General features: G+C 66.0%; 12 protein-coding genes and 1 pseudogene. 7 read left to right on the top strand and 6 right to left on the bottom strand.

Features of this window, described 5'->3' with window-relative positions:
• Positions 1 to 41 precede the first annotated feature (41 nt).
• The 5 genes and pseudogenes from U5709_RS09555 to U5709_RS09575 all read left to right on the top strand — a co-directional run bounded on the left by U5709_RS09555 (position 42) and on the right by U5709_RS09575 (position 4,536).
• Positions 42 to 512, top strand: a complete 471-nt coding sequence (locus tag U5709_RS09555) for a PTS sugar transporter subunit IIA (protein ID WP_321973282.1) — start codon at positions 42 to 44, stop codon at positions 510 to 512.
• The gene (gatB, locus tag U5709_RS09560; RefSeq protein ID WP_321971763.1) at positions 509 to 790 is read left to right on the top strand and encodes a PTS galactitol transporter subunit IIB; all 282 of its coding nucleotides are present in this window, start codon (positions 509 to 511) and stop codon (positions 788 to 790) included. Before U5709_RS09555 ends, gatB begins: the two co-directional genes overlap by 4 nt.
• A 134-nt stretch (positions 791 to 924) precedes the next feature.
• Positions 925 to 2,250: pseudogene (locus U5709_RS09565) on the top strand (PTS galactitol transporter subunit IIC).
• A gap of 162 nt (positions 2,251 to 2,412) precedes the next feature.
• A complete protein-coding gene (locus U5709_RS09570; RefSeq protein WP_321973283.1) occupies positions 2,413 to 3,483 on the top strand; it encodes a galactitol-1-phosphate 5-dehydrogenase in 1,071 nt (356 codons plus the stop codon).
• Positions 3,484 to 3,600: 117 nt separating this feature from the next.
• Positions 3,601 to 4,536 carry a 1-phosphofructokinase family hexose kinase gene (locus U5709_RS09575; protein ID WP_321971766.1) on the top strand — a complete coding sequence of 312 codons (936 nt, stop codon included), beginning with the start codon at positions 3,601 to 3,603 and terminating at the stop codon, positions 4,534 to 4,536.
• A 404-nt stretch (positions 4,537 to 4,940) separates the two neighbouring features.
• Here the strand turns inward: U5709_RS09575 and U5709_RS09580 are convergent, their stop codons facing one another.
• The 5 genes from U5709_RS09580 to U5709_RS09600 all read right to left on the bottom strand — a co-directional run bounded on the left by U5709_RS09580 (position 4,941) and on the right by U5709_RS09600 (position 8,792).
• A complete protein-coding gene (locus U5709_RS09580) occupies positions 4,941 to 5,741 on the bottom strand; it encodes an SDR family oxidoreductase (RefSeq protein WP_321971767.1) in 801 nt (266 codons plus the stop codon).
• Between the two features lie 107 nt (positions 5,742 to 5,848).
• Positions 5,849 to 6,478 (bottom strand): epoxyqueuosine reductase QueH, encoded by a 630-nt coding sequence (locus U5709_RS09585; protein WP_321971768.1) that lies wholly within the window; start codon positions 6,476 to 6,478, stop codon positions 5,849 to 5,851.
• A gap of 3 nt (positions 6,479 to 6,481) precedes the next feature.
• Positions 6,482 to 7,402, bottom strand: coding sequence for an SPFH domain-containing protein (locus tag U5709_RS09590; RefSeq protein ID WP_321971769.1), 921 nt, complete (start codon positions 7,400 to 7,402; stop codon positions 6,482 to 6,484).
• Between the two features lie 136 nt (positions 7,403 to 7,538).
• A complete protein-coding gene (locus tag U5709_RS09595) occupies positions 7,539 to 8,255 on the bottom strand; it encodes a nitroreductase family protein (protein WP_321971770.1) in 717 nt (238 codons plus the stop codon).
• Positions 8,256 to 8,261: 6 nt separating this feature from the next.
• Entirely contained in the window at positions 8,262 to 8,792 is a 531-nt protein-coding gene (locus U5709_RS09600) for a DUF3267 domain-containing protein (protein ID WP_321973284.1), read from the bottom strand.
• Between the two features lie 65 nt (positions 8,793 to 8,857).
• Between U5709_RS09600 and U5709_RS09605 the strand changes: the two genes are divergently transcribed.
• Both U5709_RS09605 and U5709_RS09610 read left to right on the top strand, forming a co-directional pair.
• Positions 8,858 to 10,888: a class I tRNA ligase family protein gene (locus U5709_RS09605; RefSeq protein ID WP_321973285.1), complete on the top strand. Its 2,031-nt coding sequence runs from the start codon at positions 8,858 to 8,860 to the stop codon at positions 10,886 to 10,888.
• Positions 10,889 to 10,943: 55 nt separating this feature from the next.
• On the top strand, positions 10,944 to 12,401 hold the full coding sequence (locus U5709_RS09610) for an alpha/beta fold hydrolase (RefSeq protein WP_321971773.1): 1,458 nt from the start codon (positions 10,944 to 10,946) through the stop codon (positions 12,399 to 12,401).
• Positions 12,402 to 12,683: 282 nt separating this feature from the next.
• On the opposite strand, the gene U5709_RS09615 is transcribed toward U5709_RS09610, so the two are convergent.
• Positions 12,684 to 13,436, bottom strand: a complete 753-nt coding sequence (locus U5709_RS09615; protein ID WP_321971774.1) for a cyclase family protein — start codon at positions 13,434 to 13,436, stop codon at positions 12,684 to 12,686.
• Positions 13,437 to 13,519: the final 83 nt, after the last annotated feature.

A 13,519-nucleotide genomic window follows, 5' to 3' on the forward strand; every position in this document is an offset into this window, starting at 1 on the left:
CCACAGGGGCGGCCCCGAAGACCCAAAGAAAGGAGGGTGCAATGATTTGGGAAGAGCTCAACGAGAAGATCGTCATGCTCGGCCTCGAGGCCAATTCCAACGAGGAGGTCCTCGAGGCAGTGGGTGGTCGTCTCATCGAGGAGGGCTACGGCAAGGCCAACTACGTCCAGGGCCTGAAGGAGCGCGAAGTCGAGTTCCCGACCGGCCTCGACATCGACGGCGTCGGCGTGGCCATCCCGCACACAAGCGTCGACTACGTGGAGAAGGGGGCCATCGCCATCGCCACCTTGGCCGAGCCCGTGGAGTTCGAGGAGATGGGCATGCCCGAGGGCAGCATGGTCAACGTGAGCCTTGTGTTCATGCTCGCCGTCACCGACCCGCACGCCCACCTCGAGGACCTGCAGCGCATCATCGCCATCGTGCAGGACAAGAAGGTCCTCTCGCGCATCACCGCGTCCACCGACGTCCAGGAAGTAATCGAGATCATCAAAGAGAAGGAGCTCTCGCTATGAAGAAGAAGGTAATCGTGGCCTGCGGCGGCGCCGTCGCCACCTCCACCATCGCCGCCAACGCCGTCAAGGAGCTCGGCAAGAAGAACGGCATCGACATCGAGATCTGCCAGTGCCGCATCTCCGAGATCGAGTCCAACCTCGACAACGCCGCCCTCATCGTCCCGACCTCCCGCGTCAAGCGCGACTACGGCATCCCCTGCATCACCGGCATGCCATTTGTCTCCGGCGTCGGCGTCGAGAAGACCGAGAAGGCCATGCTCGAGGTCCTGCAGGCCTAAAAGAAACGGGGCACGTGCTGCAACACGAGCCCCGCAAGAGCCCACCGGCTCACCGAACCACAAGCTTCGACTTATAGGAAAGAGGAACCGATATGTGGACTGCCATCGCTGGCGGAATTCAATATATCATCGACATGGGCGCTTCCGTCATGCTGCCCATCTTCGTTGCCATTCTCTCCATCATCGTGGGCGTCAAGCCCGGTAAGGCCATCCGCTCCGGCCTGATCTTGGGCGTCGGCTTCGTCGGCCTCTCGCTCATCGTCAACCTCATGAACGACCAGCTCGGGCCCGCCGCCGAAGCAATGAGCCAGCGCTTCGGCCTGTCTCTGTCCATCGTCGACATCGGCTAGCCGGGCATGTCGCCCATCACCTGGGCCTCCGAGCTCGCCATCATCGCCATCCCGCTCGCCATCGCCATCAACGTCGTGATGCTGCTCACCAAGCTCACCCGCGTCGTGAACATCGACATCTGGAACATCTGGCACATGGCCTTCACCGGCGTCATGGCCTACGCCGTCACCGGCAACATCTGGATCGGCGTCCTCGGCACCGCTGTGCACGCCGTCATCGCCTACAAGCTCGGCGACCTGATGGCCCCCATGATGGTCGACTACTACGAGCTCGACGGCCTCACCGTGCCCCACGGCACCTCAAGCTACCTGGCCCCCGTCGCCGCCGTCGTCGACTTCATCATCGACAAGATCCCCGGCCTCAACAAGATCGACTTCAACGCCGATACCCTGCAGGAGAAGGTCGGCGTCCTCGGCGAGCCCGTCGTCATCGGCTTCATCCTCGGCGCTGCCATCGGCTTCCTCGGCGGCTACGCCCCCGACCAGGCCCTGCCCCTGGGCATCAACATGTCGGCCGTCATGGTCCTCATGCCCAAGGTCGTCAAGTGCATCATGGACGGCCTCATGCCCCTCTCCGAGCGCGCCAAGAAGATCATGAACGAGAAGTTCTCCGGTGAGTCCTTCTACATCGGCATGGACCCGGCTATCCTCCTCGGCGACTCCCAGGTCGTCACTGCCGGCCTCATCTTCATCCCCATCACGCTGCTCATCGCCGTGCTGGTCCCCGGCAACCGCGTCCTTCCCTTCGCCGACCTCGCCACCATCGGCTTCTTCATCGCCGGCGCCGTGGCCGTCCACAAGGGCAACCTGTTCCGCACCCTGATCTCCGGCATCCTGATCATGACCCTCACCATCTGGATCGCCAACCAGACCGTGGACTGGGTCACCGCCATCGGCGTGACCACGGGCTCCATCCAGGCCGGCTCCGTCATCGCCGCGCTCGACCAGGGCGGCTGCCCCATCTCCTACGTCTTCACGCAGCTCTTCACGATGCAGAACGTGACCGGTCTCGTGGTTATCGGCGTGCTCTACGCCATCTGCATGGTCTTCTACGTGAACCTCTCCAAGAAGCGCGCCGCCGCCCTCGAGGCCGAGGACGACGAGGAGTAGCGTCTCTCGCAAGCGCTTTCCCAGCACCTCTCCGGGGGCCGGTTGCATCCCTTGCCGGCCGGCCCCCTCTTTACACCAAAACAAACAAACAAAGCCCAGCTCAGAAGCACCGTCTTTGCGCGGCGCTCGGCGAAGCCTTACCCAAACCAAGGAGTTCAAGCCATGTGTGAGAATTGCGACAAGATGTGGGCCGGCGTCGTGCACGCCAAGGACGACATCCGCTACGAGCAGATCGACAAGCCCACGCCCAAGCCCGGCGAGGTCCTGATCAAGGTCAAGTACACCGGCATCTGCGGCTCCGACGTGCCCCGCGTTCTGGGAGACGCCTGTCACTTCTTCCCGAACGTCCTCGGCCACGAGTTCTCGGGCACCGTCGAGGCCCTGGGCGAGGGCGTCGAGTCCCTCGAGGTCGGCGACCGCGTCGCCGGCGTGCCGCTGGTCCCCTGCAGTGAGTGCGAAGACTGCAAGCGCGGCAACTTCAGCCTGTGCAAGCACTACGTCTTCATCGGCTCGCGCGTCTATGGCAGCTTCGCCGAATATGTTTGTGTGCCCGAGGCCAACGCCGTCAAGTTCGGCGACGACGTGACCTTCGAGCAGGGCGCCCTCTTCGAGCCCACCACCGTGGCCCTGCACGGCTTCGAGCGCCTCGACTTCCAGGGCGGCTCCACTGTGGCCGTCCTCGGCGGCGGCACCATCGGCATCCTCACCGCCATGTGGGCCAAGGCCTTCGGCGCCCGTGAGGTCACCGTCGTCGACATCCTGCCCGAGCGCCTCGAGTTCGCCAAGAAGATGGGCGCCACGAGCGCGCTCAACTCCATGGACGCCGACTTCAAGGAGCAGGCGCTCGCCCTCACCGACGGCCGCGGCTACGATTACGTGCTCGAGACCGCCGGCGCCGGCGCCACGATGAAGATGACCTTCGACCTCGTGGCCAACCGCGGCCAGGTGTGCTTGATCGGAACGCCCAAGAAGGAGCTCACCTTCTCCGTGGATGAGTGGGAGTGCCTGAACCGCAAGGAGTTCACGCTCACCGGCTCCTGGATGAGCTACTCGGCGCCTTTCCCCGGCCACGAGTGGACGCTTACCGCCAAGGCCTACGCCAACGGCATGCTCAAGTACGACCCGGGCCTGATCTTCGAGACCTACCCGCTGTCCAAGATCGACGAGGCCTTCGACGCTTACCGCACCCCGGGCAAGGTCAAGGGCAAGATCCTCATCGATTCTGAGGCTTAAGGCTCTGAGCTGCGCCGCGTTTGTCACAGGCGAAGCCTTTGATCGGACCACCCCTGCTATCGGCCCCGTCGCTGGCATGGCGGCGACGGGGCCCTTCTTCGTAGATAAGGACCGAAGATGATCACCACCGTTACCCTCAACGCGTCCATCGACAAGATGTACAAGCTGACGTGTGAATTCGAGACCGGCACCGTTATGCGCGTTGCCGAAGTCTCCAACAGCGCGGGCGGCAAGGGCCTGAACTCCGCGCGCGCCATCGCGACCTGCGGCGAGGACGTCTGCGCCACGGGATTTATCGGCGGCAACAACGGCAAGACCGTCTACGAGCTCGCGGAAGCCGACGGCCTAGCCTGCGACTTCGTAACCGTCGCCACCGAGACCCGCTGCTGCATCAACGCCATCGACGCCGCCGGCGTGTCCACCGAGCTGCTCGAGCCCGGCCAGCCCGTGAGCGAGGCCGAGGTCGCGGCCATGGAGGCCAAGATGGCCGAGCTCGCGAAGAAGAGCGACGTCGTCACCATCTCCGGCAGCGCGCCCGCGGGCTGCCCGGACAACATCTATCGCCGCCTCGTCGCGGCGGTAAAGGACGCCGGCAAGCCCGTCATCCTCGACACCTCGGGCAAGCTGCTGCTCGGCAGCCTTGCGGCGGCGCCCACGATGATCAAGCCGAATACCGATGAGATCCAGGTCATCCTCGGTCACAAGCCGAAGGGCGTCGAAGAGGTCGCTGCGGCCGCCCAGCAGGTCCGCGAGCAGCACGGCATCGAGTACGTGGTGGTCTCTCTCGGCGGCGACGGCTCCGTGATGGCGGCCGCCGACGGCACCTATCGCGTGACCCCAGCCAAGATCGAGTGCTTAAACCCGGTCGGCTCCGGCGACACCATGGTCGGCGCCTTCGCCGTGGCCATGAAGCGGGGCATGGGCTGCGAGGACATGCTGCGCTTCGCCTCCGCCTGCGCGACCGCCAACTGTCTCTCCCCCTACACCGGTCGCTTCGATATGTCCGTCGCCGAGGGCCTCATGGCCCAGACCCAGGTCGACAAGATCGCCTAAATAGGGCAGAGGGACAGTCCCTTTGTCTAATGCATGTTCGGTTCGGCTTCGGGTCTGCGGGCGGGGCCGCGCCGCAAAGAAAACGCGTCCGCTTGGTGCGATTGGGACCAAGCGGACGCGTTTTCTTTGCAGGGGACATAGGCTTGTCACCAATACAACGGGCCCTCTGCCCGCCTGCAGTTTGGGGACAGTCCCCTTTTTGCACACGAACCGCCGCTTCAAGCAACTCGCCCAATGGTTCGGCGACGGGGCCGAAGCGAACATACACGTGCAAAAAGGGGACTGTCCCCAAACTGCAGGCGCCCATAAGCCCCCGTGACAAGCAGCTTGACAAGAAAAGAGCAGGTCATCGACCCTAAAGTCATGACCTGCTCTTTGAATGGCAAGATGGGGTGGCTGGGAGCCTAGGGGCGCTGGCCCATGCCGCCCTCGAGGGTAACGGTCTCGCCGTTCATGTACTTGAAGTCGGGACCGCAGAGCTGGACCACGACGCGGCCGATCTCCTTCTCGACGTCGCCGTAGTGGCCGGCGGGCGGCATGTGGACGTTGGCCTTGAAGGCCTCGGGATAGGCGGCCTCGAAGTTCTCGAGCTGAGCGGTCCAAGCCAGCGGGCAGACGATGTTGACGTTGACGCCGTCCTTGCCCCACTCGTTGGCGGCGACGCGGGTAAGTCCGCGGATGCCCTCCTTGGCGGCGGCGTAGGAGCACTGGCCGTAGTTGCCGAAGAGGCCGGCGCCGGAGGCGAAGTTGACCACGGAGCCCTTGGTCTCCTTGAGGTGCGGGTAGGCCTTCTGCATGTACAGGAAGGTGGCATAGAGGCCGGAGTAGATGGCCAGGTTGAACTGGTCCATGGTGTGCTGCTCGATGGTCACGCCGGAAGCAGAGGCCTGGGCGTTGTTCACCACGGCGTCGATGCGGCCGAACTCGGCGATGGCCTTGTCGATGACGTTCTGGACAACGGCCTCGTTGTCCTGGCCGGCAGAGACGTCGGCCTGGACCGGCAGGACCTTGATGCCGTACTCGGCCTCGAGCGAAGCCTTGGCGTCCTCGAGCTTCTGGACGTTGCGGCCGGTGATGACGAGGTTCGCGCCCTCCTTGGCGAAGGCGATGTCGATGCCGTAGCCGATGGAGCCGGCGCTGCCGTCCTTCAGGGTGGCCTTGCCGCCGCCGGTGACGATTACGGTCTTGCCGTCGAACATACCCATGATTGTCTCCTTTTGACGAATGGGTTACTCAGCGAAACACAACGTAACAGTATCTACCCAAACAAGGCGCAGCGTGTCGGCGCGTGAGCGCAAAGATCTCGCGGGGGTCAGCAAGCGGCGGCTCGACGGTCCTCTCTTTGTCGCTTGCGCTCGTCTCTGGCCTCATGGCGCTCGATGGCCGCCTCGGCAGCCGAGAAACGACAGCCGCAATAGTTCTGCCGATACATCTCGAGCTCGCGGCTCTTGCGCGTGGCCTCGGGATAGAAGGGCCGGAAGTCCCGCCAGACAGGCTCGAGGCCGTGCGCGGCGGCAGTCTTCGCCAGAAGCTCCCCGCAGTCCTCGAAGAGCTGGTAGGGCGAGACCGCGAGCGTCGTCGAGATGCACGAGAAGCCGCGATCGGCCGCCGCGCGGCAGGCCTCGGCGAGCCGCAGCGCATAGCAGGCGCGGCAGCGCGCGCGGCGATCGAAGCCGTGCGGGGCGACGCCGCTCTCCCATGCCTCGCGGTCGTCTCCCGCGACGATCACATCCACATGCGCCACGTCGTCGGCCCAAGCCCGAAGCGTCGCCAGACGCAGGTCGTGCTCGGCTGCGGGCTGGATGTTGGGGTTCGTCCATATGATGGTGGGCTCGAAGCCCTGCTCGCGCAGAAGACGCAGGGGCTCGAGCGAGCAGGGGCCGCAGCACGCATGTAGCGCCAAGGGCCTGAGCTGGCCTTTATTTGCGCAAAAAGCGCCCATTCCCTACTGCTCGCCGCCCTGCGGGTTCGGCGTCACGTGGGCCGCGATGCTCTGCTCGTAGAAGCTGGAGGCCGCGTTGAAGTCGCCGGGCAGCACGACCGAGGACGACCCCTTGGCGGCGAAGGCCTCCATCATGCTCACCCACTGCGTGTACTCGAAGAGGCGGTTGGCCTCGGCGCTCGAGAGCTCGGAGCCCTTAATGGTATCGATGGACTCCTTGATGCCGCGGGCGATGGCGATGCGCTGGTCAGCGATGCCCTTGCCCTCGGCGGCCATGGCCTCGGCCTTGGCCTGCGCCGCGATGACGGTCTTTGCGCGGGCGGCGTTGGCATCGTTCTGGGCGGAGGCGAGGTTGTTCTTGGAGGCCACGATGCGGTTCATGGACTCCTGGACCTCCTTGGGCAGGCGGATCGAGGTGATGAGGGTCGTCACCAGGACGTAGCCGTAATCCAGCATCTTCTTTGCCACGACTTCGTCGATGGCGGTGGCGATGGCGTCCTTCTCGGAGAAGACCTCGTCGAGCGTGCGGTTGGGGATCTGGCTGCGCAGGGCGTCCGCCAGGTAATCCTTCATCTGCGCCACGGGATCGGTGAGGGTGTAGAAGCTCTTCCAGATGCCCGACTCCTCGCCGCCGTTCACGTTGGCCTGGTCAACGTGGTACTGGATGGAGACGTCGAGCTCGATAGTCACGTTGTCCTGGGTCTTGGCATCGAAGGTCATGTGCTCGTCCTCGGTCATGAGGTCGATGTCGTGGGTGGCGTCGATGAAGGGGACCTTCACGTGGAAACCGGGCCCGGCGATGCCGGTGAAGCGGCCGAGCCTCTCGACGATGGCGACATGCTGCTGGCGCACCACGTAACCGGTGGAGAGCACGACCCACGCGACGAGGACGACGAGGACGACGGGGATGATGATTCCTAACATATGCGGCGCCTTTCTACTCGGCACATATCGCGCACGGGGCGTGCGCTAGAAATGACTTTACCGTACGCGCCGGACAACAATCGCGAAGGCGGCAGAATCGCGCGTTCCCGCAGGCGAGCGGTTCGGCGCAGCCCTTTTAAGCCTCGCGCGAGAACTGCTCGAGGATGCGAGCGGCAGACCTCGTCATCTCGCGCGAGAAGCCCGAGTTCCACTTGCGCTCGCAGAAGGCGGAGATGTCGGCCTGCTTCTCGGCGAGCTGAGCCACCAACCCCTCGTCGGCGACGTCCTCGTACGCGTCCACGAAGACGACCTGCTCGAGCGCCCAGCGCATGGGTTTCTTACGGCGCATCTGCGCTTCCGTCGGCCGGCCGAAGACCACGACCGACACGGGCAAGACCCAGCGGGGGCAGCCGAGGATCCGCGCCTGCTCCTCGCACTTCTCGAGGATGTCGCCGATGTAGCAGGAGCCGATGCCGAGCGACTCGGCCGCCACCACGGCGTTCTGCGCGCAGATCATCGTGTCCTCCATGGCAAGAAGGAAGTCGCCGACGCCCGGCTCGCGCGGCGCGCACCCGGCGGCCGTAAAGCCGCGGTACCAGCGGCGCACATCGGCACAGAACGCGAGCACGAGCGGCGCCTTGGCTATGAACGGCTGATGGTCGCAGCTCTTGGCGAGCGCAGCCTTCTTGGCGGCGTCGCGCACGACGATGATGCTGTAGAGCTGCTGGTTTCCGGCCGTGGGCGCCTGGCAGGCGGCCTCGAGGATCGAGCGCTCCTCCTCGGCCGACACAGGCTCGTCGGTAAAGGCGCGCACCGACTTGCGGGCGCGCAACTGCTCGATGACCCCGCTCATTGCAAGTTACTCCTCTTTTAGCAGGTCGATGCCGTAATCTGTGTCGCGCACGTGGGTGCACGAGCGCTCGCGGAGAACCTCTGCGGCCATCAGCGCGTCGCCGGCGCAGCCCGACGCGTGGAGAGCTGCCTCGGCCACGGCAAGCGCCGGGCACCCGGCGGACGCGCAGCCGCAGGCGAGCGCCAGCGTGACCAGCACGAGGGGCGAGAGCAGCACGGCGAGCGCCGCGCCGCGCCCCATGAGCGCCCCGTGCGCGTTCGTGGCCACGCACCACGACCTCGCCTCGAAGCTCACGCGGCAGCCGGCAACCAGCAGCTTAAAGGCCGCGGCGTGCACGAGCTCATGCGCCGGCAGCACCGTCAGCGCGAGCGCGACCAGCGCGGCGAGCCACGCAAGCGAGGGCCTCTCGGCCGCGCCCGCGGCAAACAGCAGCGCGACGGCTGCCGCCCCGGCCGCCAGCGGCACGAGGCTCGCGTGCACCATCCGGCGCTGCAGCGACTTGTCGCCCAGGATGTCGATTTTCGCGAGCTCCGTCACGGGTCATCCGCCTCTGATATAGGATACTAGGGACGTTTGCGAACGTACCACAAAGGAGCTTGCACATGAGCGAGACCCGCCCCAGCTTCCCCGCGCGCGCCGTCATCACCGGCGGCATGCCCTACGGCAACAAGAACCTGCACTTCGGCCACATCGGCGGCGTCTTCGTGCCCGCCGACTTCTTCGCCCGGTTCCTCCGCGACCGCATCGGCAAGAGGAACGTGCTTTTTGTCTCCGGCACCGACTGCTACGGCTCCCCCATCATGGAGGGCTACCGCAAGAAGGTCGAGAACGAGGGGTACGAGGGCACCATCTACGACTACGTGGGCAAAAACCACGCTGCCCAGAAGGCCGCCCTCGACGCCTACGGGATCAGCCTGGACATCTTCGAGGGCTCCGGCCTCGAGCCCGCGCGCAGCTACCACCACAGCCTCACGGACGACCTGCTGCGGCGCCTCCACGAGAAGGGCTACCTCGTGAAGCGCTCCACGCGCCAGTTCTTTGACTCCGAGGCGGGCACCTTCTTGAACGGGCGGCAGGTCATCGGCCGCTGCCCCGTGCGCGGCTGCAAATCCGAGAAGGCCTACGCCGACGAGTGCGACCTCGGCCACCAGTTCGACCCCGAGGAGCTCATCGCCCCCGTCTCGCAGCTCACCGGCACCACTCCTGAGCTGCGCCCCGTTGACAACTGGTACTTCGACCTTCCGACCTTCCGCCCCGAGCTCGAGGCCCTCATGGACGAGTGGGACGCCGACCCGCAGGTGCGCGCCATCGTGACCAAGACCGTGCGCGAGTCGCTCGTCGACCCCGTGATCTATGTGCAGACCAAGTTCCGCGAGGCCTTCGACGCCGTCGAGGAGACGCTTCCCGCCCACACCCTGACCGAGGCCGAGGGCAACCAGCAGTCGTTCTCGGTGACCTTTGCCGATTGGGAGGCCCGCGACCGCGCCCGCGAGGTGCTCGACGCCGGCGGCGTGCGCTTCCGCACCGGCAAGTGCCTCTTGCCCTTCCGCATCACCGGCAACATCGAGTGGGGCGTGCCCGCGCCTGAGCTCGAGGGCACCCGCGACCTCACCGTCTGGTGCTGGCCCGAGAGCCTGTGGGCGCCCATCAGCTTCACGCAGGCGGCCCTCGGCGAGGACGAGAAGGCCGGCGGCGAGCGCTACTCCAGCTACGACTGGCGCGACTGGTGGTGCGCCGACGACGCACGCGTTTATCAGTTCATCGGCCAGGACAACATCTACTTCTACTGCGTGGCCCAGCCGGCCATGTGGGAGGCGCTGGACTGGGGTCTTTTCCAGGACACGCCGGTGGCCAACTACCACATCCTCTTCATGAACAAGAAGGCGAGCTCGTCGGGCGCCATCAAGCCGCCCATGGCCTCCGAGCTGCTCGACTTCTACACCCCCGAGCAGCTGCGCGCCCACTGGCTCTCGCTCGGACTCGACCAGAAGGCCGTCTCCTTCAACCCCAAGGCCTTCGACACGAGCGTCAGCCACGTGGACAAGAAGACCGGCGAGGAGATCCTCGTCAAGGACGACCCGCGCATCGTGGACCCCGCCCTCAAGGAGTCGGCCTTCCTCACCAACATCTTCAACCGCCTGGCCCGCAGCTGCTTCTACGGCGCGAACAACGTGTGCGGCGCGCATCTCCCCGCCGCCGCGCCGCACGCCGAGGTCGTCGAGGCCTGCCGCAAGGCGACGCTCGACTTCGAGGCCGCGGCCCACAAGTTCGACGCCCACGGGGCGCTTCTCATCGCCGAGGAGTTCTGCCGCGCCGAGAACAAGCGCTGGGACGACGCGAGCAAGGCCGCCAAGGGCGACGACGCCGCCTACGCGCAGGCGCTGGCCGATGCCTTTGCCGCGCTGCGCACGGTGACGCTGCTCATGCACCCCGCCGTTCCGTTCGGCTGCGAGAAGATCTGCGAGCACATGGGCTTCGACGCCGACGTGTTCTTTAGCTGGGAGCACGCCTTCGAGGGGCCGGCCGAGCTCGCCGCGCGTGCCGGGCAGACGCCCGCCGAGCACGCCATCGTGCCGCTGCCGCCGCGCTTCGACTTCTTCGAGAAGCACCCCTCGCAGGTCAAGGGCAAGTAGCAACCGAGAAATTCCCGCCGGGGCCGCAAGGCCCCGGCATTGTATGGAGGTACCAATGTCAGTCACTCCCCCGCCGGTACACGTGCCGCGCCCCTACGCGCGCCCGACCGCGAACCTCGTCGCCCGCGTCGACGTCCCCACCGAGGACGGGGCGAGCATAGCGGCTTTCGTCTACGCGCCGCACGGCGTGCGCGACGTGCCCGGCACGCCCTTCGGCATCGACTCCGCGTTCCCGCCCGTGCTGATGCTCCACGGCAACGGCGAGGAGCACGGCATCTTCGGGCCCGTCATCGACGCCGTCGTGGCTACGGGGCGCTCCGTCGTGGCCATCGACTCGCGCGCGCAGGGAGAGTCCACGCGCGGCGAGGCGCCGCTCACCTACGAGCTCATGGCAGCCGATGCACGCGAGGTCATGAGCCGTTTGGGCGTGTGGGACTGCCACGTGCTCGGCTTCTCCGACGGCGCCATCCTGGGGCTGCTCCTTGCCCGCGACTGGGGCGAGCACGTGCTCTCCGTCACCGCCTCGGGCGCGAACCTCACGCCCGCGGGCCTTCCGCAGGAGGACACGGACTTCATGGCCGAGGCCGCGGCGGCAAACGCCGCCTGGGCAGCCGAGGGCTGGGAAGGCGAGGTCGACGAGGAGGGCAACGCCGTCCCCTCCCCCGCCGAGGCGGCAAGAATCGCGGAGTTGCTGCAGCTCATGGTCGACCAGCCGCAGATAGACGCGGCGTCGCTCGGGGGCATCTCTTGCCCCGTCACGGTGATGGCCGGCGAGTTCGACTGCATCCTTCCCGAGGAGACCGAGCGCATCGCCGAGGCCATCGGAGGGGCCCAGACCTACATCGTGCCCGAGGCCGGACACACCATCCCCAAGGAAGCGCCCGAGGTCATGTCCAAGGTGCTCTTGGAGACCATCGGGCAAAACGACGCGCGGCATCCCACGCACGAGGTAAACGCCCCCTCCGACGTGCTCGTCGTTCCCATCGACGACTCATGGGCCGATGCTGTGGAGGACCTTTACGCCCACGTGTGCGCAGAACCCGGCACGAGCGGCTGGGCGCAAGGTCTCTGGCCGCCCGAGGGCCTTGCGGCCGAGCTTCTTTGCGCCGGCAAGACCCTCGCCGCGCTCGACCCGGCGACGGCCGAGGTGCTGGGCGCCGTTTCCGTCGACTTCGACGACGACATGGGCGACGGGTGGCTCGCGGGCCACGGCCGCGGGCAGGGCGGCCCCGATTGGGAGCCGAGGCCGACCGGCGAGGTTGCCTGCTATCACCTGCTCGCCGTCGACCCCGCCGCGCGCGGGCGCCACGTGGCGCGGGCGCTTCTTGCCGCCGCGGGGCAGCGCGCCCGCGACCTCGGCGCGAGCGTCGTCCGCATCAACACGAGCGTCGCGAACGTCGGGGCCAACAACCTCTACGCCGGCGCCGGCCTCACGCGCCACAAACCGATCTGGCTTCCCTACGAGGGCCTCGACCTGCCCGGATACACCAACCTCTGGGAACTCGCCCTTTAGAGCGAAGTGGACAAAGGGACTGTCTCTTTGTCCACTTCTGCGGTGCATGTTCGCAAATCGCGAGCAATACCAATGTCCGGCGGACGCCAATTGGTATTGCTCGCGATTTGTGAACATTCAGGCCAAAATGTTCCAAAAACCCGAGCAATCCCAATGGTCGTTGTTCAAGCATTGGTATTGCTCGAGATTTGCGAACACCTCACGCCGCGTATTCGGGACACTGACCACGCTGTTTGCCGGAAGCGGACAAAGGGACTGTCCCTTTGTCCGCTTCTGCTCGCGCTACTCGAAGACCGCGACGACACGCGCGGGAAGGCCGGTTGCCCCCTCGATGCGCGGCCAGCTCGCGAAGACGATCGCGCCCGTGGCCGGCACCTTGTCCAGGTTGTCCATGACCTCGACCTGGATGTGGCCGTTGTCGAGGACCCAGCGCTCGCAGGCGAGGTCGTCGGCCTCAACGGCCAAGTAACTCGCGTCGGTGTCGAAGGTCTCGTGGCCGTTCGCCTTGATGCCGCGCTCGTTGTAGAGGAACTGCAGCGCCGGCAGCGACCAACCGGGTGCGTGCTCGCCGCCCTCTTCGTCGAAATTGTTGAGGGCGTCGTTATCGGGCCAGCGCTTGCTCCAATCGGTGCGCAGCGCGACGAAGGCGCCCTCGGGGATGCGGCCATGCTCGGCCTCCCAGGCCTCGATATCGGCGACCGTGACCGCGGTGTCCGGGCCTTCGGCCGCGATCTTTCCCGTGAGGTCGATCACGACGAGCGGGAACGCCATGTAGTCGGTGCCGTACGCCTCGGCGCCCGCCTTGCCCGGCGAGAAGTGGCTCGGGAAGTCGACGTGCGTGCCGAACTGGCCCGGGAACTTATAGGTCTGGATGCGACACGAGAGAATCTCCTCCTCGTAGTCGAACACGGTGTTGCAGAGCTCAACCACACCGTCGGGCATACCGCCCCAGTACGGGCTCTCGTTGGTCAGAGGGTGGGAAAGCTCCACCCAGTGGCACTTCTTCAGCTTGTCAAGGTCTTCCCAAAGGCTCATAGCGGGCTCCTTATCGCCGGGCGCTTTTCTCGTTGACCAAGAGAATACAAGCAACAGCCGCCGCCGACCATCCGAATTCAAGA

The sequence above is a fragment of the Paratractidigestivibacter sp. genome (genome assembly GCF_963660155.1).
Taxonomy (GTDB): domain Bacteria; phylum Actinomycetota; class Coriobacteriia; order Coriobacteriales; family Atopobiaceae; genus Paratractidigestivibacter.